The sequence below is a fragment of the Barnesiella sp. ET7 genome (assembly GCF_024733785.1).
Classification (GTDB): domain Bacteria; phylum Bacteroidota; class Bacteroidia; order Bacteroidales; family Barnesiellaceae; genus Barnesiella; species Barnesiella merdigallinarum.
This window is the reverse complement of sequence record NZ_JANRHM010000003.1, coordinates 71504-96718: the sequence shown is the minus strand read 5'-3', so window position 1 is coordinate 96718 and position 25215 is coordinate 71504. Positions and strand designations below refer to the sequence as shown.

17 protein-coding genes and 3 tRNA genes are annotated in these 25215 nt (G+C 55.1%); 16 read left to right on the top strand and 4 right to left on the bottom strand.

The features are described from left to right. Positions 1-16 precede the first annotated feature (16 nt). The 3 genes from NW211_RS02900 (at position 17) to NW211_RS02890 (ending at position 5262) form a co-directional block, all read left to right on the top strand. Positions 17-1684, top strand: a complete 1668-nt coding sequence (locus NW211_RS02900) for a TonB-dependent receptor (protein WP_258326850.1) — start codon at positions 17-19, stop codon at positions 1682-1684. A 130-nt stretch (positions 1685-1814) separates the two neighbouring features. Beyond that, on the top strand, positions 1815-4145 hold the full coding sequence (gene topA / locus NW211_RS02895; RefSeq protein ID WP_087407972.1) for a type I DNA topoisomerase: 2331 nt from the start codon (positions 1815-1817) through the stop codon (positions 4143-4145). A gap of 199 nt (positions 4146-4344) precedes the next feature. Continuing rightward, a complete protein-coding gene (locus NW211_RS02890; protein ID WP_087407973.1) occupies positions 4345-5262 on the top strand; it encodes a YafY family protein in 918 nt (305 codons plus the stop codon). A 10-nt stretch (positions 5263-5272) separates the two neighbouring features. On the opposite strand, the gene NW211_RS02885 is transcribed toward NW211_RS02890, so the two are convergent. Then, entirely contained in the window at positions 5273-6076 is an 804-nt protein-coding gene (locus NW211_RS02885; RefSeq protein WP_087407974.1) for a DUF3108 domain-containing protein, read from the bottom strand. A gap of 22 nt (positions 6077-6098) precedes the next feature. Continuing rightward, entirely contained in the window at positions 6099-7970 is a 1872-nt protein-coding gene (locus NW211_RS02880; protein ID WP_258326849.1) for an Ig-like domain-containing domain, read from the bottom strand. A 348-nt stretch (positions 7971-8318) separates the two neighbouring features. Between NW211_RS02880 and secDF the strand changes: the two genes are divergently transcribed. Continuing rightward, on the top strand, positions 8319-11318 hold the full coding sequence (secDF, locus tag NW211_RS02875) for a protein translocase subunit SecDF (protein ID WP_258326848.1): 3000 nt from the start codon (positions 8319-8321) through the stop codon (positions 11316-11318). Positions 11319-11475: 157 nt separating this feature from the next. Here the strand turns inward: secDF and NW211_RS02870 are convergent. Together NW211_RS02870 and NW211_RS02865 are read right to left on the bottom strand one after the other, a co-directional pair. Next, positions 11476-11547 (bottom strand) — tRNA-Arg (locus NW211_RS02870). A gap of 54 nt (positions 11548-11601) precedes the next feature. Further along, positions 11602-12327 (bottom strand): DNA repair protein RecO, encoded by a 726-nt coding sequence (locus tag NW211_RS02865; RefSeq protein ID WP_087407978.1) that lies wholly within the window; start codon positions 12325-12327, stop codon positions 11602-11604. Positions 12328-12494: 167 nt separating this feature from the next. Between NW211_RS02865 and NW211_RS02860 the strand changes: the two genes are divergently transcribed. The 12 genes from NW211_RS02860 (at position 12495) to NW211_RS02805 (ending at position 25177) form a co-directional block, all read left to right on the top strand. Then, entirely contained in the window at positions 12495-13313 is an 819-nt protein-coding gene (locus tag NW211_RS02860; RefSeq protein ID WP_258326847.1) for an AraC family transcriptional regulator, read from the top strand. An 88-nt stretch (positions 13314-13401) separates the two neighbouring features. After that, positions 13402-14154 (top strand): SDR family NAD(P)-dependent oxidoreductase, encoded by a 753-nt coding sequence (locus tag NW211_RS02855; protein WP_258326846.1) that lies wholly within the window; start codon positions 13402-13404, stop codon positions 14152-14154. A gap of 11 nt (positions 14155-14165) precedes the next feature. Then, complete coding sequence (locus NW211_RS02850) at positions 14166-15341, top strand: aldo/keto reductase (RefSeq protein WP_258326844.1); 1176 nt, start codon at positions 14166-14168, stop codon at positions 15339-15341. A 230-nt stretch (positions 15342-15571) separates the two neighbouring features. Beyond that, a tRNA-Glu gene (locus NW211_RS02845) sits at positions 15572-15643 on the top strand. 36 nt (positions 15644-15679) lie between these two features. Further along, positions 15680-15931: a 30S ribosomal protein S20 gene (gene rpsT / locus NW211_RS02840; protein ID WP_008862907.1), complete on the top strand. Its 252-nt coding sequence runs from the start codon at positions 15680-15682 to the stop codon at positions 15929-15931. A 50-nt stretch (positions 15932-15981) separates the two neighbouring features. Beyond that, a tRNA-Glu gene (locus NW211_RS02835) sits at positions 15982-16053 on the top strand. Between the two features lie 270 nt (positions 16054-16323). Then, a complete protein-coding gene (gene gyrB, locus NW211_RS02830) occupies positions 16324-18279 on the top strand; it encodes a DNA topoisomerase (ATP-hydrolyzing) subunit B (protein ID WP_258326843.1) in 1956 nt (651 codons plus the stop codon). A 130-nt stretch (positions 18280-18409) separates the two neighbouring features. Further along, positions 18410-18679: a hypothetical protein gene (locus NW211_RS02825; RefSeq protein ID WP_087407983.1), complete on the top strand. Its 270-nt coding sequence runs from the start codon at positions 18410-18412 to the stop codon at positions 18677-18679. Positions 18680-18934: 255 nt separating this feature from the next. Continuing rightward, positions 18935-21079: a ribonuclease R gene (gene rnr, locus NW211_RS02820; protein WP_087407984.1), complete on the top strand. Its 2145-nt coding sequence runs from the start codon at positions 18935-18937 to the stop codon at positions 21077-21079. A 171-nt stretch (positions 21080-21250) separates the two neighbouring features. Further along, positions 21251-23116, top strand: coding sequence for a DNA topoisomerase IV subunit B (locus NW211_RS02815; protein WP_087407985.1), 1866 nt, complete (start codon positions 21251-21253; stop codon positions 23114-23116). After that, a complete protein-coding gene (gene coaD, locus NW211_RS02810; RefSeq protein WP_258326842.1) occupies positions 23097-23570 on the top strand; it encodes a pantetheine-phosphate adenylyltransferase in 474 nt (157 codons plus the stop codon). The genes NW211_RS02815 and coaD overlap by 20 nt, the downstream gene beginning before the upstream one ends. A 14-nt stretch (positions 23571-23584) precedes the next feature. Further along, positions 23585-25177 (top strand): S41 family peptidase, encoded by a 1593-nt coding sequence (locus tag NW211_RS02805; RefSeq protein WP_258326841.1) that lies wholly within the window; start codon positions 23585-23587, stop codon positions 25175-25177. The last annotated feature ends 38 nt before the right edge of the window (positions 25178-25215 follow it).

Genomic DNA, 25215 nt, shown 5'->3' with positions numbered 1-25215 from the left:
TCAATACATGTAACTTATGAAACGGTTTTCTTTTTTGACGATACTGATCATTCCCTTCGCCCTGTCGGCACAGCAGGCCGACTCGCTGCGTCGGGAAGTAACCATAGAGAAAGACTTTACGCCCATCGTGCGCGATGCCTCGAAAATCAACACCCTCCCCGAGGTCGAGGCGCCTACGGTCACCCGGCAGTCGATACAGTACAGCGACTGGACGGTACCGGCTCCGCTCGAGGCCCGCGCCGTGTTGTTGCCGGCCGGCGGTTTCGGCGACCCGGCCCGCGAAAACCTGAAGCGCGGCTATTTCGATTTCGGTCTGGGCAATTACTGGAACATGGTGGGCAATGCCGGCTACCGCATCCTGCAAAGCGAGAAAGTCCAGTTGGGCGTGTGGCTGCAACACCGCTCGACCTGCGGCTCGGTAGACTACAACCAGACTCTGCCGGGCTATGAAACCTCGCGTACGATGAGGCAGCTCGAAGAGCGGGTGGTGGCCGACTATCGCCATTCGTTCGAGAAGCTCGACCTGGGTATACGGGGCGGCTATCGGTACGACTCGTTCAACTACTACGGCCTGCGCTTCCCCGGTGTGCAGGGCATCGCTTCGCCCGGGCAGGAGATAAACCGCTTCTTCCTCAAGAGCCGCATCGCCTCCAGCAACCCCGATGCCCAACTGCGCTACTCGGCATCGCTGGCCTACTATCGGTATGGCTACCAGCGGGGCTATCTGCAAGGCGACAAGGGGGCTGCCGAAAATGTGGTAGCTGCCGATTTCGCCCTCGTGGCTCCCATCGACCCCAGCAGCGACATAGCACTCGACGGCGCGTTCGACTATGTGGGCTACAACCGGTTGCCGTCGGCATCGGGCTATGGCATGCTGTCGCTCAATCCGCGGTACAGCTGGCACAACGACCGGGTGTCGCTCTCGGCCGGTGTGAAGGCCGACATCTCGTTCAACAACGGCACCATCTTCCGCTTTGCCCCCGATGTGCGTTTCGACTGGACCATCGTGCCCGACCTGCAGTTCTACACCCTACTCACCGGAGGCAAGCAACTGAATACCTGGCATCGGGTATCGGCCCGTACGCTCTACTTCAATCCCTCGGCCGTGGTCGACAACAGCTATACTCCGCTCGATGCCCGGCTGGGGCTGCGGGTCAACGCCCTGCGCGGCTTCTCGATAGGTATTTCGGGCGGCTACGAAATCGGTAAGAATGTTCTTTTCCTCGTGCCCGAACAGACCGTGGACGGCCAGTTTACCGGCGTGTCGCGCTTCTGGGGTATCGATGCCTATGCCTGGAAAGCCGGTCTCGACCTCTCGTATCGCTATGGTACCCTGTGGGAGGCTTCGGCCCGGGTCGACTATTGCCGCTGGACCACCACGGGCGGCGGTCAGGTGGTATCGTATGATCGGCCGCAATGGCAAGGCGGGGTGAATGTGCGTTACAATCCGCTCGCTGAACTCTCGCTCGAGGCGGGTTACGACTTTGCCGCCGTGCGCAAATACGGCGTGCTGGGCGCCATCCCCGACATGCACCTCGTGCATGTGAAAGCCTCGTATGCCTTCACCTCCTGGTTCTCGCTTTATGGTCTCACCGACAATCTGTTGAACCGTAAATACGACATCGCCTACGGTATGCCGGCTCAGGGAATCAGTTTCATGTTCGGAGTCGATTTCAAATTCTGATTCCCGCTCTCTGCGGTACCTTTGTCTCCGATACTCGGGCTATACATTATTTAATAAAAAAGTAGAAAAAAAGGCTGTTTTACAATTCGATTTCCTATTTTTGCGCAAAATTTGAACGAAAGTTGCGTGTATGGCGAAGAATTTGGTAATAGTAGAGTCTCCGGCAAAGGCTAAAACAATAGAGAAGTTTCTGGGAAAGGACTACGAGGTCCTCTCGAGCTATGGTCACATTCGGGATCTGAAGAAAAAAGATTTCAGCATAGATATTAACGACCATTATAAACCTATTTACGAGATACCTGCCGACAAGAAGCAGGTGGTCGACACCCTCAAGGCCGAGGCCGCCAAGGCCGATATGGTGTGGCTGGCTTCCGATGAGGACCGCGAGGGAGAGGCTATTGCCTGGCACCTGTTCGAGGTGCTGAAGCTGAAGCCCGAGAAGACCAAGCGTATCGTGTTTCACGAGATTACCAAAGATGCCATTCTGCATGCCATAGCCAATCCGCGCGATATAGACATGCACCGGGTCGATGCCCAGCAGGCACGCCGGGTGCTCGACCGCATCGTGGGCTTCGAGCTCTCGCCGGTGCTGTGGAAAAAGGTGAAACCGGCACTTTCGGCCGGTCGGGTGCAGTCGGTAGCCGTGCGGCTGATTGTGGAGCGCGAGCGCGAAATCGCCGCCTTCAAGCCCGAGGCTGCCTATCGGGTAGTGGGCGAGTTTGTCCTGCCCGGCGGTGAGGTGCTGAAGGCCGAGTTGAACCAGCGGCTCAAGACCGAAGCCGAGGCGATGGCTCTGCTCGAGGCCTGCAAGACGGCCGCTTTCTCGATTGGCGATGTGACGGTGAAACCCGCCCGCAAGTCGCCCGCGGCCCCCTTTACCACCTCGACTCTGCAACAGGAGGCGGCCCGCAAACTGGGATTCTCGGTGGCCCAAACCATGATGGTGGCCCAGCGGTTGTACGAGGCCGGACACATTACCTACATGCGTACCGACTCGGTCAACCTCTCGTCGCTCGCCCTCAATACGACCAAAGACGAAATCATCAAAACGCTGGGTGAGAAATATCTCCACACCCGCAACTACCATACCCACACCAAGGGGGCACAGGAGGCTCACGAGGCTATCCGCCCCACCTACATCAGTCACCGCGAAATCAACTCGTCGTCGCAGGAGAAGCGGTTGTACGAATTGATTTGGAAACGTACCATCGCCTCGCAGATGAGCGACGCCGAGCTGGAGAAGACCACGGCGACCATCACCATATCGGGGCGCAAGGAGTATTTCGTAGCCGTAGGCGAGGTGCTGAAATTCGACGGTTTCCTGAAGGTGTACATGGAGTCGACCGACGACGAAGGCGATGCCGAGAGCAACGACAAGATGCTGCCCCCCCTGACCCGAGGCGAGGCGCTGACCCTCTCGACCGCTACCGCCACCGAGCGATTCTCGCAGGCTCCCGCCCGCTACACCGAGGCCAGTCTGGTACGCAAGCTCGAGGAGCTGGGTATCGGCCGTCCGTCGACCTATGCGCCCACCATCTCGACCATCCAGCAACGCGAGTATGTCGAGAAGGGCGACCGCAAAGGGACTGAGCGCAAGTACCACCTGCTTACGCTGAGCAAGGGCAATATCCGTGCGGTCGAGAAGAGCGAGATTACCGGCGCCGATAAGGGCAAGTTGTTGCCTACCGACATCGGTGTGGTGGTGACCGACTTCCTCACCGAATACTTCCCCGAGATTCTCAACTATAATTTCACGGCCAACGTCGAGCAACAGTTCGACGACATTGCCGAGGGCAAGACCGTGTGGAGCGACGAGATAGACCACTTCTACAAACTGTTCCACCCCGTGGTCGAGAGTGCCATGGCGCTGCGTCTGGAGCACAAGGTGGGCGAGCGTGTGCTGGGTACCGACCCGAAGAGCGGCCGCCCCGTGTCGGTGAAGATAGGCCGCTTCGGGCCGCTGGTACAGATAGGCACCCCCGATGACGAGGAGAAGCCCCTGTTTGCCTCGCTGCTCAAGGGTCAGTCGATGAGCACCATCACCCTCGACGAAGCCTTGAAACTCTTCGAGCTGCCCCGTACGCTGGGCGACTACGAGGGCAAGACGGTGGTGGTAGGTATCGGTCGCTTCGGTCCCTATATCCGGCACGACGGCAAGTATGTGTCGTTGCCCAAGGAGTACACCCCGCAGGGCGTGACGCTCGACGAGGCCATTGCCCTGATCGAGCACAAGCGCGAGGAGGAGAAGCAGCGCTTCATCAAGAAGTTCGACGAAGACCCCGAGCTCGAGTTGTTGAACGGACGCTTCGGCCCCTACATCGCCTACAAGAAAAAGAATTACAAACTGCCCAAGGGCACCGAGCCCGCCTCGCTCTCTTTTGCCGACTGCATGAAGATTATCGAGGAGGCCGACAAGGCACCGGCCAAGAAGAAACCGGTCCGCAAGAAATCGACGAAATAAGAGGCGGTTTATCCTATTGCAGCGAACGCTTTGTCCCCAACCGGGGAGCAAAGCGTTTGTCTTTTTTTGAGCACTCTTTTTGAGAATACGAGGTACCCTGTGGCAGGCCCGGCCGACGGGGTGTCGCACAATTTGCCGCAGAGATGAGGTAAATTTCGAAAGGTGTGCTTATTTTTGGAAAAGATAAAACAGAGCGTGTATGGCAAAGGAGCTTTTCAATCGATATGTGTGGCTTATCGACCTGCTGCAACGCTACGGCCGCCTCACCCGTCGAGAGATCGACGAGTTGTGGATGCGAAGCGAATACTCCGAGGGGAAGCCGATGGCGCGGCGTACCTTTATGAATTACCGGCAGGCGATACAGGAGATGTTCGACGTGAATATCGAGTGCGACCCCTCGACCTACGAATACTACATCGAAGACCCCGAGGCCCTCGAGGGTAACGGGGCCCGGGTGTGGGCGCTCAATACCCTCTCGGTCAACACCCTGCTCAACGAGAGCCAGGAGCTGCGCGACCGCATCGTGCTGGAGAATATCCCTTCGGGACAGAAGTTCCTGCGCCAGGTCTTCGAGGCGATGAAGGAGAGCCGCATGGTGTGGCTCTCGTACCATTCGTTCCGCCGGATTACGGGGTCGCGCACGCTGGTGGCCCCCTACTTTGTGAAGCTCTTCAGGCAGCGGTGGTATGTGGTGGGCCTCCCGGCAGGAGAGCGCAGAATCAAGACCTATGCGTTGGACCGCGTGACCTCGCTCGAGTTGAGCGACCGCACCTTTGTCTATCCCGAGGGGTTCGAGCCGGCCGACTATTTCAAGGATTGTTTCGGCATTACTTACGGCGAGCAGCCGGCCGAGGAGGTGGTGTTGCGGGTCTCGGCCCTCCAGGCCAACTACCTGCGCACGCTGCCGTTGCACGAGAGCCAGGTCGAGAGCGAGCGCGGCGACAGCCATTCGGTTTTCCGCTACCGGTTGAAGATTACCCCCGACCTGGTGCAGGAGCTCTATGCCCTGAGTTTCTGGCAAGCCGAGGTGTTGGCTCCGCAGTCGTTGCGCGAGGCGGTGGCGGCGCGGTTGGCCGAGAGTCTGGCCGGTTATCGGGGTCCGTTGTCACAGCGTTGAGCCACGTGGCTCAATCGCCGGTATAGACCGCCTTCATCGAGCCCAGCGCCAGTTTGCCCTCCACCTTCAGGGGGATGCGCCGCGAGTCGGTGCTGATCCAGGCCGAGATGTTGTCGCTCGTCTTTTTGCCCGAAGTGTCGTAGAATCGGAACCGCACCTTGAAGGTGCTGTACTCCTTTTTGTTCTGTTTGAGAATCTCCTGCCCCAGATATTCGATGTCGAGGTATTCGAGGCTTTTTCCCGAGAAGATTTTGGTCTTGTAGAGCTGGTTCATGGTCATGGCCCTGAAGTCGAAGGCCCGAATCACATAGAAGATGCTGAGCATGTCGTAGACGATGCCCGGCTCGGTGAGGGTGTAATCCTCGATGGCATTCCGCTTGGGTCGGTAGAGCCGTATCTTCCCCGTGGTAGCCGATTCGGTATGGGAGTAGTGCACCTCGTCTTTGCGGTAGGTACCGCCCTCGTCGGCGAGCTTGGCATAGTAGATGGGCAGCAGGTTGCTGTTGCGGCGCATGTCGGCTACGAGGGTGTCGCGCACCCGGAAGATGTTGTCGGCAAAAGGCAGCGTGCGCGCCGTCATCACCGAGTGGTAGCTGTTGGGGCGGACGGTCAGCTGCAAGGTAGCCGTGGCGGCCCGTTTCCAGAGAAACCCCAGTTGGTAGATGATGTCGTAAGTGAGGTTCTCGGGTTGCACTCCCGGTAAGGTTTGTGCCTGGGAACTCGTGACCGACAGCAGGCTGCCGGCGAGGAGAGCGAGTGTCAGCACGGCGAGGCGTGCCTTTGCAACGATAGACGTATGACTCTGGGTACACATGGCCTTGTAAGAGTTAAGCAGGTCAGTAACTTCGTTTCTTCTCCTTGGGTTTGTTTTTCTTGATTTTGTCGGGCTTCTGTCGGTCGACGGGGGTGGCGTATATGTCCCACTCCTGTTCGATGTCCCAGTTGGCCTTCAGTTCCAGCTCCTGGGGGTAGTACGACACCTCTTCGGGCTGTCGCTTCTCGGCATAGTTGCCGGTATCGTATTTGCCGTTCCCGTTGCTGTCGATGTAGAGTCGGGCATAGTAGGTGCCCGGGTTCATGTACATGAATTCGGCCCCTCCGTTGACGACAGGAGCCGACCTCACCGGTTTGTCGCCCGAGTCGAGAATCTCGACGATGGCCGAGTCGGTAACTCCGGTGATGGCAAGGTAGAGGTTGGCATAGTCTTCGAGAGCCTTCACCTTGAATTCTTGCGTGTAGTCGTCGGTGAAAAGCCCGTAGATATTGGTGAAGGCGGTCGAGTCCATCACCACGCGGTAAGCCTCGCCTGGCGTCCACTTGTAGGAGAGGGTATAGTCGCGTATGGCTATCGAGTCCTGCTGGAAGGTGACAAGCGAGTCGGCTACGGGAATCCACAGCGTATCGCGTTTCTGCTCGAGGTGAATCTTGCCCCGGTCGTAACTCTGCAGCGGTTCGGCAAAGGAGAATCGCAGCGGGCGGTACAGGTCGAGCGAGCCGCTCGTCTTGGAGCTCATCTGCAGGAATTCGATTTTGGGAGCCTCGATCGAGTCGCCCTCCTCTTTCTTCTTCTCCTTTTTCTTGGGGGTCTTGTATCGCTTCATGATGAACTTGAGCGTGTCGTTGTAGAGCGACAGTTCCCGGAGCGAGTCGGTGCGCAGGTACTCGGCGGCAAAGAGCAGGGTATCCATGTTGTAGATGGTCGAGTCCTTAATCCAGTATTGCAGGCTGTCGTTGTGGGGCGACCGCTCGAGAATGGCCCAGTCGTCGCTCTCGAAGTTGAGCGGCGTCAGGCGGGGCAGCGAGTCGGCCGGAGCCTTGAAGTAGATATTGAGCCGGCGGCGGTCGGTGCGCTCGGTCTTGTCGAGGTATTGCGATTGAAACCCCTCGTTGAACGAGGTGAGCAGAATGTCGTTGGGGTAGAAGTGGGTGTGGTTGTACTCGATGATGGTGTCGATGGTGACACTGTCCTTCCACAGGGTATCGACATGCAGCTTGACATCGGCCGTAGGCACGACGATGGAGTCGAAGAAGGCAATCTCTTCCGACGGGTTGTCGAACTTGTAGTCGCGGTTGAGGTCCTTGAGGGCGAAGAGCCGATATTTGCCCGGGGCCACGTTGCGTATGGTGAAGTGCCCCAGTTCGTCGGAACTGGCGATTCGCTCCAGCGGCAGCTTCTGGAAGGCCGAGTCGTCGAGGTTGCTGTGCAATCCTACCAGCATGCCGGTCACCGGCTCCAGGTCGCTGGCATTGAGCAGGATGCCCGACACCTGCAGCGAGTCGATGGTGGGGCCTGTCGAGAAGGAGTAGGCAAAGCTGTAGAGCGGGTTCTTCTCGTTGTTGTCGACAATCGAGTTTGAGAAGTCGATGGTATAGGTGGTGTTGGGCAGCAACGAGTCTTTGAGCTCTACGGTCACCTTGCGCCCCAGGGCCCGGATTTCGGGCATGTCCTTTTGCGGGGGCGATACAATCACCTTTTCGCCCGGGCTTTCGACCTGGATGATTTCGTCGAATTCGATTTCGACCCGCTGTTTCGACACGTTCAGCGCGCCGGGAGCCGGGGTGCTCTTGACGAACAGCGGCGGGGTCTCGTCGCGGGGCCCTCCTCCAGGGCGCGACATGTTGGCACAGGAGTATATCGACAGCACCAGCACCAGAGCGGCGGCAAACCGATAGGCGGTCGTGGGGGAAATAGGTCGTTTCAAATTCATTGTCAACGGTTTTGAATATCAAAGATAGTACAAAAAAATGATAGGGCCCAATTCCGGCCGGTACAGACCGGTTGCGGGTACTCTCGATTCGGGTACAAAGATAGCATCCCCACCGCTATGCCGCAAGAAGATAGAACCCTTTCCCGAGGGGCGGAGGAGTGTTGGTGCACCCTTATGCAAAGATATAACAAAAAGCGCGACCACATTCTTCTTTTCGATTATTCGGCAAAAAGAGCGTTAATAATAAATAAATCGAATAATTTTGGGCATCTGTGAAAAAATAATATATCTTTGCACCTTGATAAAAATACGAAAATCAATTAAAACAAAAAATAAAGTACTAATCACATGCAAAACAAAGGATTTATTAGAGTCATTGCGGTTTTGCTTACACTTATCTGCTTGTTCTACATTTCGTTTTCGGTTGTAACCACTGTTTACAACAACAAAGCGAAAGAGTATGCCGCCGGCGATGAGGCGAAGTATAAACATTATATCGACTCTATCTCTACGGAAAAGGTGTATTGGTGGTATTATACGTATCAGCAATGCCGTGAAATGGAAATAGGTTTGGGCCTCGACTTGAAAGGCGGTATGAATGTAATGCTGCAAATTTCGGTGGCCGATGTGCTCAAATCGTTGTCGAATAACAACCCCGACCCCAATTTCAATGCGGCTATTGCTGCCGCACAGGCTGCACAAGCCGGGAACAACGATTTTATCGCTTCGTTCTACGACGAATACAGAAAAATCGATCCCAATGTGCGCCTCTCGGCTATCTTCAGCACCTTCCAGTTGAAAGACAAGATTACGCCGAAGTCGACCAACGAAGAGGTAATAGCCGTTTTGCGCAACGAATTGAACAGTGCGGTAGACAACTCGTATAATGTATTGCGCACGCGTATCGACGGCTTCGGTGTGGTTGCTCCCAATATCCAAAAGTTGGAGAAAGACGGTCTTATCTCGATAGAATTGCCGGGTATCAAAGAGCCCGAACGTGTGAGAAAATTGTTGCAAGGTAGCGCAAACCTCGAGTTTTGGGAAACTTATAAGCTCGACCAGCTCATTGCCAAACTCGATGCTGTAAACAACGCTCTGGCTGCTGCCAATGCCAGCCAGGCTACCGACTCGGTAGCTGCCGAGGCTCCCGTTACCGAACCTGCACCGGCTGCAACCGACACGACGGCTACTGCCGCTGCCGCTACGGGCGACAGCACCGCTCAGTCGCTGAAAGCCAAACTGCAGAAAGAGGAGTCGGATGCCGAAATGATGGCTCGTTTCCGCAAACAGAATCCGTTGCTTTCGCTGATGAACTATACACAAGCCTACGGCGGTTCGCCGGTAATCGGTATTGTGAACAAAAACGATACGGCTGCCGTAAACAGCATGTTGTCGAGCAAGATTGCCCGCGACATCCTGCCCAGCGACCTTATCCTGCGCTGGACGGTGAAACCCATCGACGAGAAACAAACCATGTATGAACTCGTTGCCCTTAAAGCCGGTAAAGGAGGAAAAGCTCCTCTGGGCGGCGACGTGATTACCGATGCTCGCGACGATTTCGACAAGATTAAAGGCTCGGTAGTGAGCATGACCATGAATGCCGAGGGTGCCAAGACGTGGGAGAAACTGACCCGCGACAACATCGGCAACGCCATCGCTATCGTGCTCGACAATCAAGTATATTCGTTCCCCAATGTACATGGTGCCATCACGGGTGGTAGCTCGGAGATTACGGGCGGATTCTCGCCCGAAGAGGCCAAAGACTTGGCCAATGTGCTCAAATCGGGTAAGATGGCAGCTTCTGTAACGATTGTACAAGAAGACATCATCGGTCCTTCGCTGGGCCAGGAGGCTATTCAAAACGGATTGATTTCGTTCTTGGTCGCTTTGGTGCTGCTGATGGCCTATTTGATTATCATGTACGGCTGGACGCCGGGGCTTATTGCCAGCTTCGGTGTGATATGCAACCTTTTCTTCACTGTGGGTATTCTTGCCTCGCTGCAAGCCGTGCTCACCCTTTCGGGTATTGCCGGTATCGTGTTGTCTTTGGCTATGGCGGTCGATGCCAACGTGCTGATTTTCGAGCGTACCAAAGAAGAATTGCGTGCGGGTAAGAATATGAAATCGGCGGTTGCCGATGGTTACAAGAATGCATTCTCGGCAATCTTCGACTCGAACTTGACCTCTATCATCACGGGTGTGATTCTGCTGATTTATGGAACGGGTCCCATCTTGGGCTTTGCCACAACCTTGATTATCGGTATCGCTACTTCGTTCTTTACGGCTATCTTTATCACCCGTCTCATTTTCGAGGCTGGTCTGAACCGCGGGAAATTCAATAATATGACTTTCACTACGGCTATTTCGCGTAATTTCCTCACCGATACCCACATCAATTTCGTAGGGTTGCGCAAGATAGGTTATATCTGCATTCTGGCCGTAATAGCCGTGTTTGTCGTTTCGTTCTTCACTCGTGGAATGAATCAAGGTATCGATTTCTCGGGAGGCCGTAACTACGTGGTTCGATTTGAACAACCGGTAAGCCCGCTCGAAATCGAAAATATGCTTGAGCCTTCGTTCGAAGGACATTCGTTGTCGGTAATCACCATCACGAGCAGCAATCAAGTGCGTATCTCGACCAATTACCGTATTGCCGATAACGGCGAGGAGGTTGACCGTGAAATCGAAACAAAACTCTACGAGGGAATGAAGAGCCTGCTGGGCGATACTACCTATGAAGAGTTTTCCAAAAATATGATTCAGAGCCGCCAGAAGGTAGGCCCGACTATTGCCGACGATATTAAGGTGGGAGCCTATTGGGCAGTCTTTTTCTCGTTGATTGCGATGGCTCTGTATATCTTGCTCCGATTCCGCAACATCGCGTTCAGTGCGGGTACGCTGGTTTCGGTAGCCTTTACCACTTTCTCGGTAGTGGGCTTGTACTCGCTGCTTTATGGAGTTTTGCCCTTCTCGATGGAGATCGATCAGAACTTTGTCGCTGCGGTATTGACGGTTATCGGTTACTCGGTGAACGATACGGTGGTAATCTTCGACCGTATTCGCGAGGAAAAAACGCTCTATCCCAAGCGCGATTTGGTAACGTCGATTAATAGCGCCTTGAACAGTACGTTGCCTCGTACAATCAATACGGGACAAAGTACGATTATCGTGTTGCTGTGTATCCTCTTGTTGGGAGCCGAGTCGGTTCGTAGCTTTGCATTTGCCATGCTGTTCGGTGTAATCATCGGTACGTTCTCGACCTTGTTCGTGGCTACGCCCATCGCTTACGAAATCCAACGCCGCAGCATTGCCAAGAAGGCCGCCAAAGAGGCTGCCGCTGCCAAATAAAGCAGGCGCTTAAGCATAAGAAAAAAGGGATCCGAGTTTTCGGATTCCTTTTTTTTGTCACCTTGGGTGGCAAGTCATTGTCTGTGGCAGGGGCCGGGGCTGGCAGTCACAACAAAAGGGGCTGAACCGAGAAGTGTATCCGGTTCAGCCCCTTTTGTACCCCCGCCGAGAATCGAACTCGGATTTAAAGTTTAGGAAACTTCCGTTCTATCCGTTGAACTACAAGGGCATTCAGCCGACAAAAGTAGTATAAAAATTTATATCCGTCAACCCTTTGGGCCGATTAGTCGAAGAGGGCTTTCAATATTTCGGGCGAGTGCAGCTCGTCGATGCCGGGCTGGTGCAGCCGGTAGTAGGTGAGGATGCGGTCGAGCACGGCGTTGCGTTCGCCCCGGTTGAAGCGGAAGTAGCGCAGGTTGTTGAAGTCCATGCGGGTGAGCTGCGCGAAAATTTCGGCCTCGCGGGGCTCGAGCGTATAGGCATGTAGCGGGCGGCTGGGGGTGAATATGCCGTTGAGCATGTCGAAGTAGTAGCCCGGGTGGTAGCTCTCCATGTTGGGACTGAAGCCGAGAAATCCGCACAGCTGCAGCAGGAAGCAGAGGTGAAAGTTGGCTTTGCCCTCGTCGATGAGATTGAGCACCTGGATAGCCTGGGCAATGAAGGCGAAGAGCTGCGGGTTGGGCTCGGGCATCTTGAGGGTCTGGCCCAGCATCTCGGCCAGGAACAGCGTCTCGGCATTCTTCACCGGGTCGGTATAGATGTTTTGCAGGGGGAGCATGGTGCGGGCCTCGACAATCTTTTGCAACTCGCGGGTGTTGCGATGGTCGATGTCGAGTTCGAGAATCGAGAAAGGCATGAAGAGCGGGCGGTACATGCGGGCTTTCCGGCCGTTGCCCTGAGGGAAGAGAAAAGCCATGCGACCATACTCACGCGTGTAGAGGTGAGCCACCGCTACCTTGTCGTTGTAGGGGATAATATGCAGAACGATACCTAAGGTTTTTTCGAGCATTCGAGTAATAAGTTTAGTGCAAAAATAACTTTTTTTGAGCAAAAGGGAAGAGCCTCTAAGCGACTGTTTTAACAAGAGTTTTAAGTGGGAAAATGATAAAAGAGCCTCACAGCAAAGGGGGCTCTGGAATATGAGGTTATATTTGTACTATCATGTAAAAAAAAGGTATGGAACGGTTGGAAGTTTTTGATTACTCGAATGTGCTTATTGCGAGTTATTTTACCGATAACCGGGGTTGTGCCCACGAGAATCGAGATCATACGCTCATCTATTTATGCTCGGGTGAGCTGGAGATTGAGGAGCGGGGCCGACGTACCGTGCTGCGTGCGGGCGATTGTGCATTTATGCGGCGCGATAACCGCATGTGGTTGCAAAAGCGCATTGTAGGCGACAAGCCTTATCACTCGATTGCTTTGAAATTTTCGAAGGCATTTCTCCGGGAGTTTTATCAGCAACGGCTCGACCCGAGGGAGATTCCTGCCGAGAGTCGCCGGGAGAGAGTGAGTCTGTGGATATTGCCACGCGACCGGGCCGATGTGCGCGCGTTGTTCGAGTCGGTGATTCCCTATTTCGAATCGGGGGAGAAACCCTCCGAGGAGATACTGAAACTGAAAATGGTCGAAGGGGTGTATGTGTTGTTGCATACCGACAGCAGTCTGTACGCCTCGTTGTTCGATTTTGTGGAGCCGTGGAAGATCGATATTCTCGATTATCTCAACGAGAACTACATGTTCGACCTTTCGTTGAGCGAAATTGCCGGTTATACAGGGCGTAGCCTCGCTACGTTCAAGCGCGATTTTGCCAAAGTGAGCGACCTTACTCCCCAAAAGTGGATTATCCGGCGGCGACTGGCTGCCGCTCACGACCTGATCAAGAGCGGGCACCATCGCATTACCGATGTTTGCTACGAGGTGGGGTTCAAGAATCTGGCCCATTTCTCGCGAGCTTATAAAGAGGTTTACGGAGTTCCGCCATCGGCAAAATGAGCTTCTGGGTAAAGTAGATTGAGCCCCGCAACAAACCCGTTGCGGGGCTCAATCTTTATCTTTGCCTTATAAACAATCAACTACAAGTGTGGAAACTATGCAAGGAAAAGTCGCTTTGGTTACCGGGGCAGCGACCGGTATAGGGTTGGCTTGCGCCGAGGCTTTTGCCCGGGCTGGAGCTACCGTAGTGATGGTCGATATTAACAAGCCGACAGACCAGGCAGCCCGGCTGGTGCAAGCGGGGTACGCGGCCGTGCCCTACCGCTGTGATGTCTCCGATACGAAGGCTGTAGAAGAGATGATAGGTTGGATAGTGGCCACCTATGGCCGGTTGGATGCCGCGCACAACAATGCCGGCATACAGACCCCGCAACGGCCCATGGCCGAGATTACCGACGAGGAGTTTGACCGCACGGAGGCCGTCGATCTGAAGGGGGTATGGAACTGCATGCGTTACGAGATACGCCAGATGCTCAGGCAGGGCGGTGGTGCCATTGTCAACACCTCGTCGCAAGGCGGAGTCACGGGCTTCCCCAGGCAGGCTGCCTACATAGCCTGCAAGCATGCGGTCATCGGTCTCACACGTACGGCCGCTATCGACTATGCCGCCCAGGGAATACGCATCAATGCCGTGTGCCCGGGTGTGATACGAACCCCGATGGTCGAAGAGTTGCTTCGGCGAAATCCCGATTTGGAACAAGAGCTGGTGCGCGATATTCCGGCCGGCCGCATGGGGCGTCCCGACGAGATTGCCCACGCTGTGCTGTGGCTGTGCTCCGACGATGCCAGTTTTGTAGACGGCCACGCTTTGTTGGTCGATGGTGCATTTTCGATTCATTGAGAGAGGTAAACATGAAAGAAGAGAATCGAACAGGAGCAATAAGCCGCCGGTCTTTTTTCAAGCGGGCGGCTGCGGTCGGAGCCGCACTGGCTCTGCCTTCGGGAATAGAACGCGTTTGGGCCGGGGAGTCGCCGGCTGTCGATAAACCGCAGGCCGATCAACCGGTAGGGGAGGCAGCCACGATTGCCACCCGCCGGGTATTGGGCAGCGGAGCGGCAGCCTTGGAGGTATCGGCTCTCGGGTTCGGGGTGATGGGCATGATCTATAATCGCAGTCAGCACCCCGGGAAAAGGGAGTGTATGGCTCTGCTGCATGAGGCTGTGGAGCGTGGGGTAACTCTCTTCGATACGGCCATTATCTACGGACCGCTGACCAATGAGCGGTTGGCGGGCGAGGCGCTGGCCGCCTTTCGCGACCGCATTTGTGTGACGACGAAGTTCGGCCACGAGGTGATTGACGGGAAAGCGACCGGTCGGCAAGACAGCCGCCCGGCTACGATTCGTCGTTATTGCGAGGAGTCGCTGCGTCGGTTGCGCATCGACTGCATCCCCCTCTTTTACCAGCATCGATTCGACCCGCAGGTACCCATCGAAGAGGTAGCCGGCACGTTGGGCGATTTGATTCGCGAGGGCAAGGTGCGTTGTTGGGGGTTGTGCGAGGTGAGTGCCGAGACTATCCGCAAGGCTCACGCCGTGCAGCCGCTCACGGCGATACAGAGCGAATATCACCTCATGCACCGGGCTGTCGAGGAGAACGGCGTACTCGACACCTGTCGGGAGTTGGGCATCGGCTTTGTGCCGTACAGTCCGCTGAACCGGGGCTTTCTGGGTGGTTGCATCAACGAATATACAGCCTTCGACCCGAATAACGACAACCGTCCCACGCTGCCACGATTCCAGCCCGAAGCCATCAGAGCCAATCTGCGCATCGTGAATGTGCTGCAAGAGTTCGGCCGCACCCGGGGTATGACCTCGGCCCAGGTGGCGCTGAGCTGGCTGTTGCAAAAGGCCCCGTGGATAGTCCCTATCCCGGGCACCACGAAGCTGTCGCATCTGGAGGAGAACCTGCGAACCCTCTCGTTTGAGTTGCCGGCAGCCGACTGGCGGGCACTCGAAGCGGCTGTGGCCGAGATTCCTGTCGTGGGCGACCGATACAATGCCGAACAACAGCGTCAGGTAGGTTTTTGAGTCGGTGAATCAATATCCCGATAATCTGTTTCAAGAGGTCCCCTCGTCCCGTATCGAGTTGAACAGGGGTTATATCGAGGGGCGAGGGCGACCCGAAATCGAGTAGTAAAAGGGGGTAAATGAAAGATTTTTAGGGAAAAATTTTGCCAATTCAAAAAACCGCTCTATATTTGCACTCGCATTTGGAAAGGGCGCCTTACTTTTTACATCTAAGGCGCATTTTTATCAAGGGCCCATTCGTCTATCGGCTAGGACGCAAGATTTTCATTCTTGAAAGAGGAGTTCGATTCTCCTATGGGCTACGAATATAAAAATAAAATAATTAGGAGACTATTGAGATGGCAAATCATAAATCGTCGGAAAAAAGAATCAGACAAACACAAGTGAGAAATTTGCGTAACCGTTACTACGCAAAAACTGCTCGTAACGCCGTTCGTAAATTGCGTGCTACTACTGTAAAAGAAGAGGCCGCCGCTTTGTATGTAAAAGTGAGCTCGATGTTGGACAAGCTGGCTAAGAAAAATGTAATCCACAAAAACAAAGCCGCTAACCTGAAATCGAAATTGGCTCTCCACGTCAACAAATTGTAATTTCGTAGAGATTGAAAATCGGCAGGGACACCCCCGCCGGTGATAGGTACGGCCCATTCGTCTATCGGCTAGGACGCAAGATTTTCATTCTTGAAAGAGGAGTTCGATTCTCCTATGGGCTACTTTAAGAGTGCGACAGTAACGGCTGCCGCACTCTTTTTATATTCGGTCGGTCGAGGAGGACCGGCGATGTGTAAAACCCGTGGCGTTTGTCTCTGAAAGGGTGCGATTTCTTGGCGTGATATTTCGTCATTCCAACTTTTTTCTCTATTTTTGTTTGTTCGTGGAGAGACGGCTTTTCGAGCCGCTTCTACTGTGTTTTTCCCGTAAGGTACCGGTCTGAAAACCGGAGGAGGGAAAGACCTCAATACAAATAAAAAGATTCGGATAATATGTCAGAAGGAACAGAAAACAAAACTTATTCAGCCGATAGTATTCAAGTGCTCGAAGGGCTCGAGGCCGTTCGTAAGCGCCCGGCCATGTATATTGGCGATATTGGCGTCAAAGGTTTGCATCACCTGGTCTACGAGGTAGTCGACAACTCAATCGACGAGGCTATGGCCGGTTATGCTACACACATCGAGGTGTATATCAACGAAGATAACTCGATAAAGGTGGTCGATAACGGTCGTGGTATCCCGGTCGACATGCACGAGAAGGAACACAAGTCGGCCCTCGAGGTAGTGCTCACGGTGCTTCATGCGGGTGGTAAATTCGACAAGGGTTCTTACAAGGTATCGGGTGGTCTGCACGGTGTAGGTGTTTCGTGTGTGAATGCCCTGTCGACCTATCTGCGTGCCGAGATTCGCCGCGACGGCAAGGTCTATATGCAAGAGTATGCCTGTGGAAAACCGCTGCACGATGTCGAGGTGATTGGCGAAACCGACGAGCGGGGTACGACGATTATCTTCCACCCCGATGCCTCTATCTTCACGACTACGGTCTACGACTACGATATTCTGGCACACCGCCTGCGCGACCTGGCCTTCTTGAATGCCGGCATTACGCTGTCGCTGACCGACCGTCGGGCAGTCAACGAGAACGGCGAGTTCCGGAAAGATGTTTTCTATTCGAAAGAGGGCTTGAAAGAGTTTGTGCGCTACATCGACTCCAACAAGGAGCACCTGATCGACGACGTGATACACATCTCGACCGAGCGTCAGGGTGTCCCCGTCGAAGTGGCCATGACCTACAATACCACCTACAACGAGAACGTATACTCCTACGTCAACAATATCAACACCATCGAGGGCGGTACGCACCTCACCGGTTTCCGCCGCGGTTTGACCCGTACGCTGAAAAAGTATGCCGAGGATTCCAAGATGCTCGACAAGGTGAAGGTCGAAATCAGCAGCGACGACTTCCGCGAAGGCCTTACCGCCGTTATCTCGGTGAAGGTGATGGAACCTCAGTTCGAGGGTCAGACCAAAACCAAGCTGGGTAACAGCGAGGTAATCGGTGCTGTCGATACGGCCGTGAGCGAGGCGCTGGCCAACTATCTGGAAGAGCATCCTGCTCAGGCCAAGGCCATCGTCGAGAAGGTAATCATTGCTGCTACGGCCCGTCATGCCGCCCGCAAGGCTCGTGAGCTGGTACAACGCAAGTCGCCCCTCTCGGGAGGCGGGCTGCCCGGTAAGCTGGCCGACTGTTCTTCGCGTAACCCCGAGGAGTGTGAGATATTCCTCGTCGAGGGTGACTCGGCCGGTGGTTCGGCCAAGCAGGGCCGCGACCGTATGTTCCAGGCCATTCTGCCGTTGCGCGGTAAGATTCTGAATGTCGAGAAGGCCATGGACCACAAGGTATTCGAAAGTCAGGAAATCAGCAACATGTTCAAGGCGCTGGGCGTAACCATCGGTACGGCCGAGGATTCGAAGCAGGCCAACATCGAGAAGCTGCGCTACCACAAAATCATCATCATGACCGATGCCGATGTCGATGGCGCACACATTGCCACCCTGTTGCTCACCTTCTTCTTCCGCCGCATGCGTCCGCTCTTGGAGCAAGGCTACGTCTATCTGGCCACGCCGCCGCTCTACAAGTGCAAGAGCAAGCGGGGCAAAGCCGAGGAGTATTGCTGGACCGACCAGCAGAAAGACCAGTTCTGCGTGAAATACTGCGATGGCAACGAGCAGTTGATGGAGACGCAGCGTTACAAAGGTTTGGGTGAGATGAATCCCCACCAGTTGTGGGAGACCACCATGGACCCCGAGAACCGTATCCTCAAGCAGGTGACTATCGACAATGCCGCCGAGGCCGACCGCATCTTCTCGATGCTGATGGGCGAGGATGTAGGTCCGCGTCGCGAGTTCATCGAGTCGAATGCCACCTATGCCAATATCGATGCTTAATTGCTGAAACCAGATACGAGTCAGCCCGGTTGTTCAATATCGGGCTGACTTGGTTTAAATAGAGTTGTAACACTCCCCGGGCGATGCCGCGCTGCATCGGGGCCGGGGAAGAATAAAAGAGAGTCGTGTTATGGAACGGAAAGCGTTGAACAGTCTCGGCTACATGGAGCTGATAGCCTTTTTTATCTTTGTGCTGTTTTTGGTCGGCGTCTATTTCGACCTCACTTGGTTGCAAGCGGCCATGGCCGTCTGTTTTGTAGGACCTGTAGCGGGTATTCTGCGCTATCCCAGGCGGTGCAAGTCGACCGGCGAGCCTTTTGTCAAGGCTCGTTTCGCCTGGTCGTTCATCACGCTCTTCCTCTATCTGGGCATGGCCTTCGGGCTGCTCAAGGTCTTTTGAGCTTATGTAACAACAGCGGGGGGAGTGTCGCTCTGTGCCGCGGGGTACGTGGCCGGGCGGTTGTGAAATAACACCTGTTTTTTCGCTCAAAAGTCCAGAATAAGTTCCGTTTTAGTTTGTTTCTACCGACGTTTTCGCTATCTTTGGATAGTCATAGGAGACGAGGCGGCATGGCCTGCGTGAGAGTGAGGCCGTTATCGCCATCCGACTCCTGCCGTTCACGATTGTTGTATACCCACATTAAACCCCTATAAGATGAAACAGACGAAGAAAAAAGATTCCAAGCGAATCAAAAAGGAAGATATGCTGGCCTTGATGGTCGAGTTCTTCAATCAGGACAGAAAGCGGGCGTTTAATTACAAACAGGTCGCTCATGGGGTTGGGGCCAAGACTACGCCCCAGAAACAGATGGTGTTCCAGTTGCTCGAGGGCATGGCTGAGCAGAACTTCCTGATCGAGGTCTCGCCCGGCAAATACAAGGCCAACAGCCGGGGCACCGAAGTGGTAGGCCGTTTCGAACGTCGTTCGAACGGTAAGAATCATGTCATTACCGACGACGAAGAGTCGATTTTCATTGCCGAGCGCAACTCGATGCACGCCATGGACGGCGACCGGGTGCGGGTGCTGGTCTATGCCAAACGCAAGGGCCACGATGCCGAGGGCGAAGTGGTCGAGATTATCGAAAAGAATCCGCAGACCTTTGTGGGTACGCTCGAGGTGCAGAAGCACTTTGCCTTCCTGCTTACCGACAACAAGGTGCTGGCCAACGACATATTCATTCCCAAGAATGCCCTCAAGGGGGGCAAGACGGGCGACAAGGCGGTGGTGCGCATCACCGAGTGGCCCGATCGGGCACGAAATCCCTATGGCGAGGTTATCGACATTCTGGGACCGGCCGGTGAGAACAATACCGAGATTCATGCCATCCTGGCCGAGTTCGGGTTGCCCTATCGCTACCCCGAGGCTGTGGAGAAGGCGGCCAACAAGATACCCGACACCATTACGCCCGAGGAGATTGCCGCTCGCGAGGACTTCAGAGAGGTGACCACCTTTACCATCGACCCCAAGGATGCCAAGGACTTCGACGACGCCCTGTCGATTCGTCGTCTCGACAACGGCCATTGGGAGGTAGGCGTGCACATTGCCGATGTGAGCTACTATGTGAAGCCCGGCAGCATCATCGACAAGGAGGCCGAGCACCGCGGTACGTCGGTCTATCTGGTCGACCGTGTGGTACCCATGTTGCCCGAGCGGTTGTGCAACGACGTCTGCTCGCTGCGCCCCGATGAAGAGAAGCTCACCTTCTCGTGCATCTTCGAGCTGAACGACGAGGCCGAGGTACAGAAGTCGCACATCGCCCGCACCGTCATTCGGTCGAACCGCCGCTTTGCCTACGAAGAGGCACAGGCCGTCATCGAGACCGGCGAGGGTGATTACAAGGAAGAGATACTTACGTTGAACGACCTGGCTCAGAAACTGCGCAAACGGCGTTTCGAGCACGGCTCCATCAACTTCGACCGTCACGAGGTGAAGTTCGACATCGACGAGAACGGCAAGCCCATAGGGGTCTACTTCAAGGTATCGAAGGAGGCCAACAAGCTCATCGAGGAGTTCATGTTGCTGGCCAACCGTACGGTGGCCGAGTTTGTGGGCAAGCCCAAGGATGGCCGCAAACCCAAAGCCTTTGTCTATCGTGTACACGACCTGCCCGACCCCGACAAGATGTCGTCGTTTGCCGCCTTCATCACCCGCTTCGGCTACAAAATCAAGACCGAGGGCAGCAAGAGCGACCTGTCGAAAGGCATCAACAGCCTGCTGGCCAAGGTGCAGGGACGTCCCGAAGAGAACCTGGTAGAGACCATTGCCATACGGGCCATGGCCAAGGCCATCTATACGACAGTCAATATCGGCCACTACGGACTGGCTTTTGACTACTATACCCACTTTACATCGCCCATACGCCGGTATCCCGACCTGATGGTACACCGGCTGCTCGAGCGCTACATGGCCGGCGGCCGCAGCGTGAACGTGCAGGCGCTGGAGGATGAGTGCGAACACGCTTCGGATATGGAACAGCTCGCTGCCAGTGCCGAGCGTGCCTCGATCAAGTACAAGCAGGTCGAGTACATGAGCGAGCGGTTGGGACAGGAGTACGACGGTGTCATCTCGGGCATTACCGAGTGGGGACTGTATGTCGAAATCAACGAGAACAAGTGCGAGGGGCTGGTACCCATACGCGACCTCGAGGACGATTACTACGAGTTCGACGAGAAGAACTACTGCCTCATGGGGCGCCGTACCCACCGCATCTATCGGCTGGGCGATCCCATCCGCATCAAGGTGGCTCGGGCCAACCTCGAGCGCAAGCAGCTCGACTTTGCGCTGGCCGAGCAGCAATAGCCGGGTTGGGCGAAATCGAATTTTCACGGAGTCGGGCAAGGCGTTTACGCCCTGCCGGGCTCCGTTTTATTTCTTAAAAAGGTCGTAAAAAGGGAGTTATTCTTTTTTTACTCTTTTTTTAGCGTTATCTTTGTGTGGAAAGCCGGTACAGAGCCGGCAGGATAGAATTTTATGGAAGAAAATACACATGTAAATATCGACTTGGAATATGGCTCCGACGCCATCAAGACCCTCGACTGGAAAGAGCACATCCGTCGCCGTCCCGGTATGTATATCGGCAAGCTGGGCGACGGCTCGCACGCCGACGACGGCATCTATGTGCTGCTGAAAGAGGTGCTCGACAATGCGCTCGACGAGCATATGATGGGCTTTGGCAAACAGATAGTCGTGGAGATTTCGCCCGAAGTGGTTTCGGTGCGCGACTACGGCCGGGGTATCCCTCTCGACAAGGTGCGCGACGTATCGTCGAAAATGAACACCGGCGGTAAATACGACTCCAAGGCCTTCAAGAAGTCGGTGGGGTTGAACGGCGTGGGTATCAAGGCGGTGAATGCCTTGTCGTCGAGTTTCTTTATCCAGTCGTATCGCGACGGCATGAGCAACTCGGTGAGCTATGCCCGGGGCGAAGTCATCTCGGAGAGCGGCCTCACGCCTACCGACGAGCTCAACGGCACGCTGGTGCAGTTTGCCCCCGACAATACCATATTCAAAAACTATGCTTATCGCGAGGAGCTGATTGTGCCGCTGCTCAAGAACTATGTGTTCCTGAACACGGGGCTCACTATCTTGCTGAACGGGCGTAGATACCACTCGCGCAACGGTCTGGTCGACCTGCTCAACGAGAACATGACCACCGATCCGCTCTATCCCATCATTCACCTGTCGGGGACCGACATCGAGGTGGTCATCACCCACGGTAACCAGTATGGCGAAGAGTACTACTCGTTTGTCAACGGGCAGCACACCACCCAGGGCGGTACCCACTTGACCGCCTTCAGAGAGTCGGTGTCGCGTACCATCAAGGAGTTTTACAACAAGAATTTCGAGTATACCGACATTCGCAACGGTATGGTGGCCGCCATCAGCATCAAGGTAGAGGAGCCGGTGTTCGAGTCGCAGACCAAGACCAAACTGGGCTCGAAAGACATGGGCCCCGAAGGACCTACGGTGGCCAAGTTTATCGGCGACTTCCTGAAGAAGGAGCTGGACAACTACCTGCACAAGCACGGCGATGTGGCCGAGGTGATGCTGAAAAAGATATTGGCCTCGGAGAAGGAGCGCAAGGCTATTGCCGGGGTGACGAAGCTGGCCCGCGAACGGGCCAAGAAGGCGAGCCTCAACAACCGCAAGTTGCGCGACTGCCGCATACACTACAACGATGCGAAGGGCGACCGGCGCGACGAGAGTTGCATATTCATTACTGAGGGCGACTCGGCCAGCGGCTCGATTACCAAGATTCGCAACGTAGAGACTCAGGCCGTATTCTCGCTGCGGGGGAAGCCCCTCAACACCTACGGCCTCACCCAGAAGGTGGTGTATGAAAACGAGGAGTTCAACCTGTTGCAGGCGGCCCTCAACATCGAGGAGGGTATCGAGGGGTTGCGCTACAACAAGGTGATTATCGCTACCGATGCCGATGTCGACGGCATGCACATACGTCTGCTGATGATTACCTTCCTCCTGCAGTTCTTCCCCGACCTGATCAAGAAGGGGCATGTCTATATTTTGCAGACCCCCCTCTTCAGGGTGCGCAACAAGAAGGAGACCTACTATTGTTATAGCGACGAAGAGCGTATCGCTGCCATCGAGAAGTGCGGGGCCAATCCCGAGGTGACTCGATTCAAAGGGTTGGGCGAGATTTCGCCCGAGGAGTTCCGCCAGTTCATCGGCCCCGATATGCGCCTCGACCAAGTATCGTTGCGAAAAGAAGACCTGGTGAAAGACCTGCTCGAGTTTTACATGGGCAAGAACACCATGGAGCGACAAAATTTTATTGTACAAAATCTGGTTATAGAAGATGACACCAACCTCGTCTAAACGAATCGCCGTATTTCCCGGGACTTTCGACCCCTTTACCATCGGCCACATGTCGATTGTAAACCGCGGGCTCGAACTGCTCGACGAAGTGGTGATTGCCATCGGTATCAACGACTCGAAACGCACCTATTTTACGGTGGAGCAGCGGCTCGACATGCTGCGCGACCTCTTCCGCGACAATCCCCGCGTGCGGGTTGTCTCGTACGACAGTCTCACCATCGACCTGGCCAGGGAGTGGAATGCCCGGTTTATCTTGCGGGGCATTCGGTCGGTCAACGATTTTGAGTATGAAAAGACGATTGCCGACGTAAATCGCAAGCTCTCGGGCGTAGAGACCATCATCCTGTTTACCGAACCCGAGCTGACCCACGTCAGCTCCACTATCGTGCGCGAGCTCTTGCGCTTCGGTCACAGTGTAGACGAGTTTGTACCCAAGGGTTTGAAACTGGTATAATTTGACAACAAACGATGAAAAGACTGTTTTTTGCAATACTCCTGCTGGCCGTGACCGCAGGAGCCGTACGGGCGCAGGGCCAGAGTGAAGGCATGCGCAAACTGAGTCTGGCCGATTTTGCCATCACCAACCTCTATGTCGACGAGGTCGACGAAGCGAAGTTGGTCGAGGATGGCATACGGGGCATGCTCGAGAAACTCGACCCCCATTCGACCTATACGACTGCCGAGGAGACCAAGGAGATGAACGAACCGTTGCAGGGCAACTTCAGCGGCATCGGCATTCAGTTCAACATGAACCGCGACACGCTGTATGTGATACAGACCATCGTGGGGGGCCCCTCGGAGAAGGTGGGCATCCTGGCGGGCGACCGCATCGTCTCGGTCAACGACACGGTGATTGCCGGGGTGAAGATGAAAAATACCGACATTATGAAACGCTTGCGCGGCGAGGCCGGCACAGTGGTGCGGGTGAGCGTGTTGCGCAAGGGGGTGAAGGAGCCCATCGAGTTCAGAATCGTACGCGACAAGATACCTATTTACAGCATCGACGCTTCGTATATGGCCGACAAGGAGACGGGCTACATCCGGGTGAGCCGCTTTGCCGCCACGACCGACAAGGAGTTCTCCGATGCACTCAAGGCGTTGAAAAAGAAGGGTATGAAAAACCTTATTGTCGACCTTCAGGGCAACGGAGGCGGATACCTGGTGAGTGCTATCGGCATGGCCGACGAGTTCCTCGACGACGGGCAGTCGATTGTCTATACCGAGGGGCGCCGTTCGCCTCGCGACGATGCCTTTGCCACTAAACAGGGGTTGTTTCAGAAAGGAAAACTGGTGCTGTTGGTCGATGAGAGTTCGGCCTCGGCCAGCGAAATTCTGTCGGGAGCCGTGCAGGATTGGGACCGTGGCGTGATTGTCGGTCGCCGCACCTTCGGCAAGGGGCTGGTACAACGGCCTATTCCCTTCCCCGACGGTTCGATGATACGTCTGACCGTAGCCCGCTACTATACCCCGGCAGGGCGCAGCATCCAGAAACCCTACGACAAGGGACACGAGGCCTACGAGCGGGAGCTGCTCGACCGTTTCAACCACGGCGAACTCATCTATACCGACAGTATTCATTTCCCCGACTCGCTGCAATATCAGACCTTGAAGAGCAAGCGTATCGTCTACGGTGGCGGGGGAATCATGCCCGATGTATTTGTGCCGCTCGACACTACCATCTATACCGATTTTCACCGCGATCTGCTGGCCAAGGGGGTATTGAACCAGTATCCTATCAACTACCTCGACAAGCACCGCAAGGAGCTGACGAGCCGTTACAAGAATGTGGAGCAGTTTGTCGAGGGCTTCACGGTGACTGACGAGATGCTTGCCGACCTGCTGAAGATGGGCGAGGCCGAGAAGGTGAAGTATGACGAGGAGCAGTACCAGAAGTCGCGTAACCTCATAGCCTTGCAGGTCAAGGCGCTCGTCGCTCGTGACATGTTCGACACGGCGGCCTATTTCCGCATTATGAACCCCGAGAATCCCTCGTTTGTCAAGGCGATGGCGATTATCCACGACGATGCCGAGTATAACCGATTGCTCCAACCTCGGGAGTAATCGGTAGCCACACCATAATCAAGCGGAGCGGATGAGTC

Coding starts and splice junctions, on each gene's coding strand:
- NW211_RS02900 (WP_258326850.1), top strand. CDS start 17: ATGAAACGGTTTTCTTTTTTGACGATACTGATCATTCCCTTCGCCCTG.
- topA (WP_087407972.1), top strand. CDS start 1,815: ATGGCGAAGAATTTGGTAATAGTAGAGTCTCCGGCAAAGGCTAAAACA.
- NW211_RS02890 (WP_087407973.1), top strand. CDS start 4,345: ATGGCAAAGGAGCTTTTCAATCGATATGTGTGGCTTATCGACCTGCTG.
- NW211_RS02885 (WP_087407974.1), bottom strand. CDS start 6,076: ATGTGTACCCAGAGTCATACGTCTATCGTTGCAAAGGCACGCCTCGCC.
- NW211_RS02880 (WP_258326849.1), bottom strand. CDS start 7,970: ATGAATTTGAAACGACCTATTTCCCCCACGACCGCCTATCGGTTTGCC.
- secDF (WP_258326848.1), top strand. CDS start 8,319: ATGCAAAACAAAGGATTTATTAGAGTCATTGCGGTTTTGCTTACACTT.
- NW211_RS02865 (WP_087407978.1), bottom strand. CDS start 12,327: ATGCTCGAAAAAACCTTAGGTATCGTTCTGCATATTATCCCCTACAAC.
- NW211_RS02860 (WP_258326847.1), top strand. CDS start 12,495: ATGGAACGGTTGGAAGTTTTTGATTACTCGAATGTGCTTATTGCGAGT.
- NW211_RS02850 (WP_258326844.1), top strand. CDS start 14,166: ATGAAAGAAGAGAATCGAACAGGAGCAATAAGCCGCCGGTCTTTTTTC.
- rpsT (WP_008862907.1), top strand. CDS start 15,680: ATGGCAAATCATAAATCGTCGGAAAAAAGAATCAGACAAACACAAGTG.
- gyrB (WP_258326843.1), top strand. CDS start 16,324: ATGTCAGAAGGAACAGAAAACAAAACTTATTCAGCCGATAGTATTCAA.
- NW211_RS02825 (WP_087407983.1), top strand. CDS start 18,410: ATGGAACGGAAAGCGTTGAACAGTCTCGGCTACATGGAGCTGATAGCC.
- rnr (WP_087407984.1), top strand. CDS start 18,935: ATGAAACAGACGAAGAAAAAAGATTCCAAGCGAATCAAAAAGGAAGAT.
- NW211_RS02815 (WP_087407985.1), top strand. CDS start 21,251: ATGGAAGAAAATACACATGTAAATATCGACTTGGAATATGGCTCCGAC.
- coaD (WP_258326842.1), top strand. CDS start 23,097: ATGACACCAACCTCGTCTAAACGAATCGCCGTATTTCCCGGGACTTTC.
- NW211_RS02805 (WP_258326841.1), top strand. CDS start 23,585: ATGAAAAGACTGTTTTTTGCAATACTCCTGCTGGCCGTGACCGCAGGA.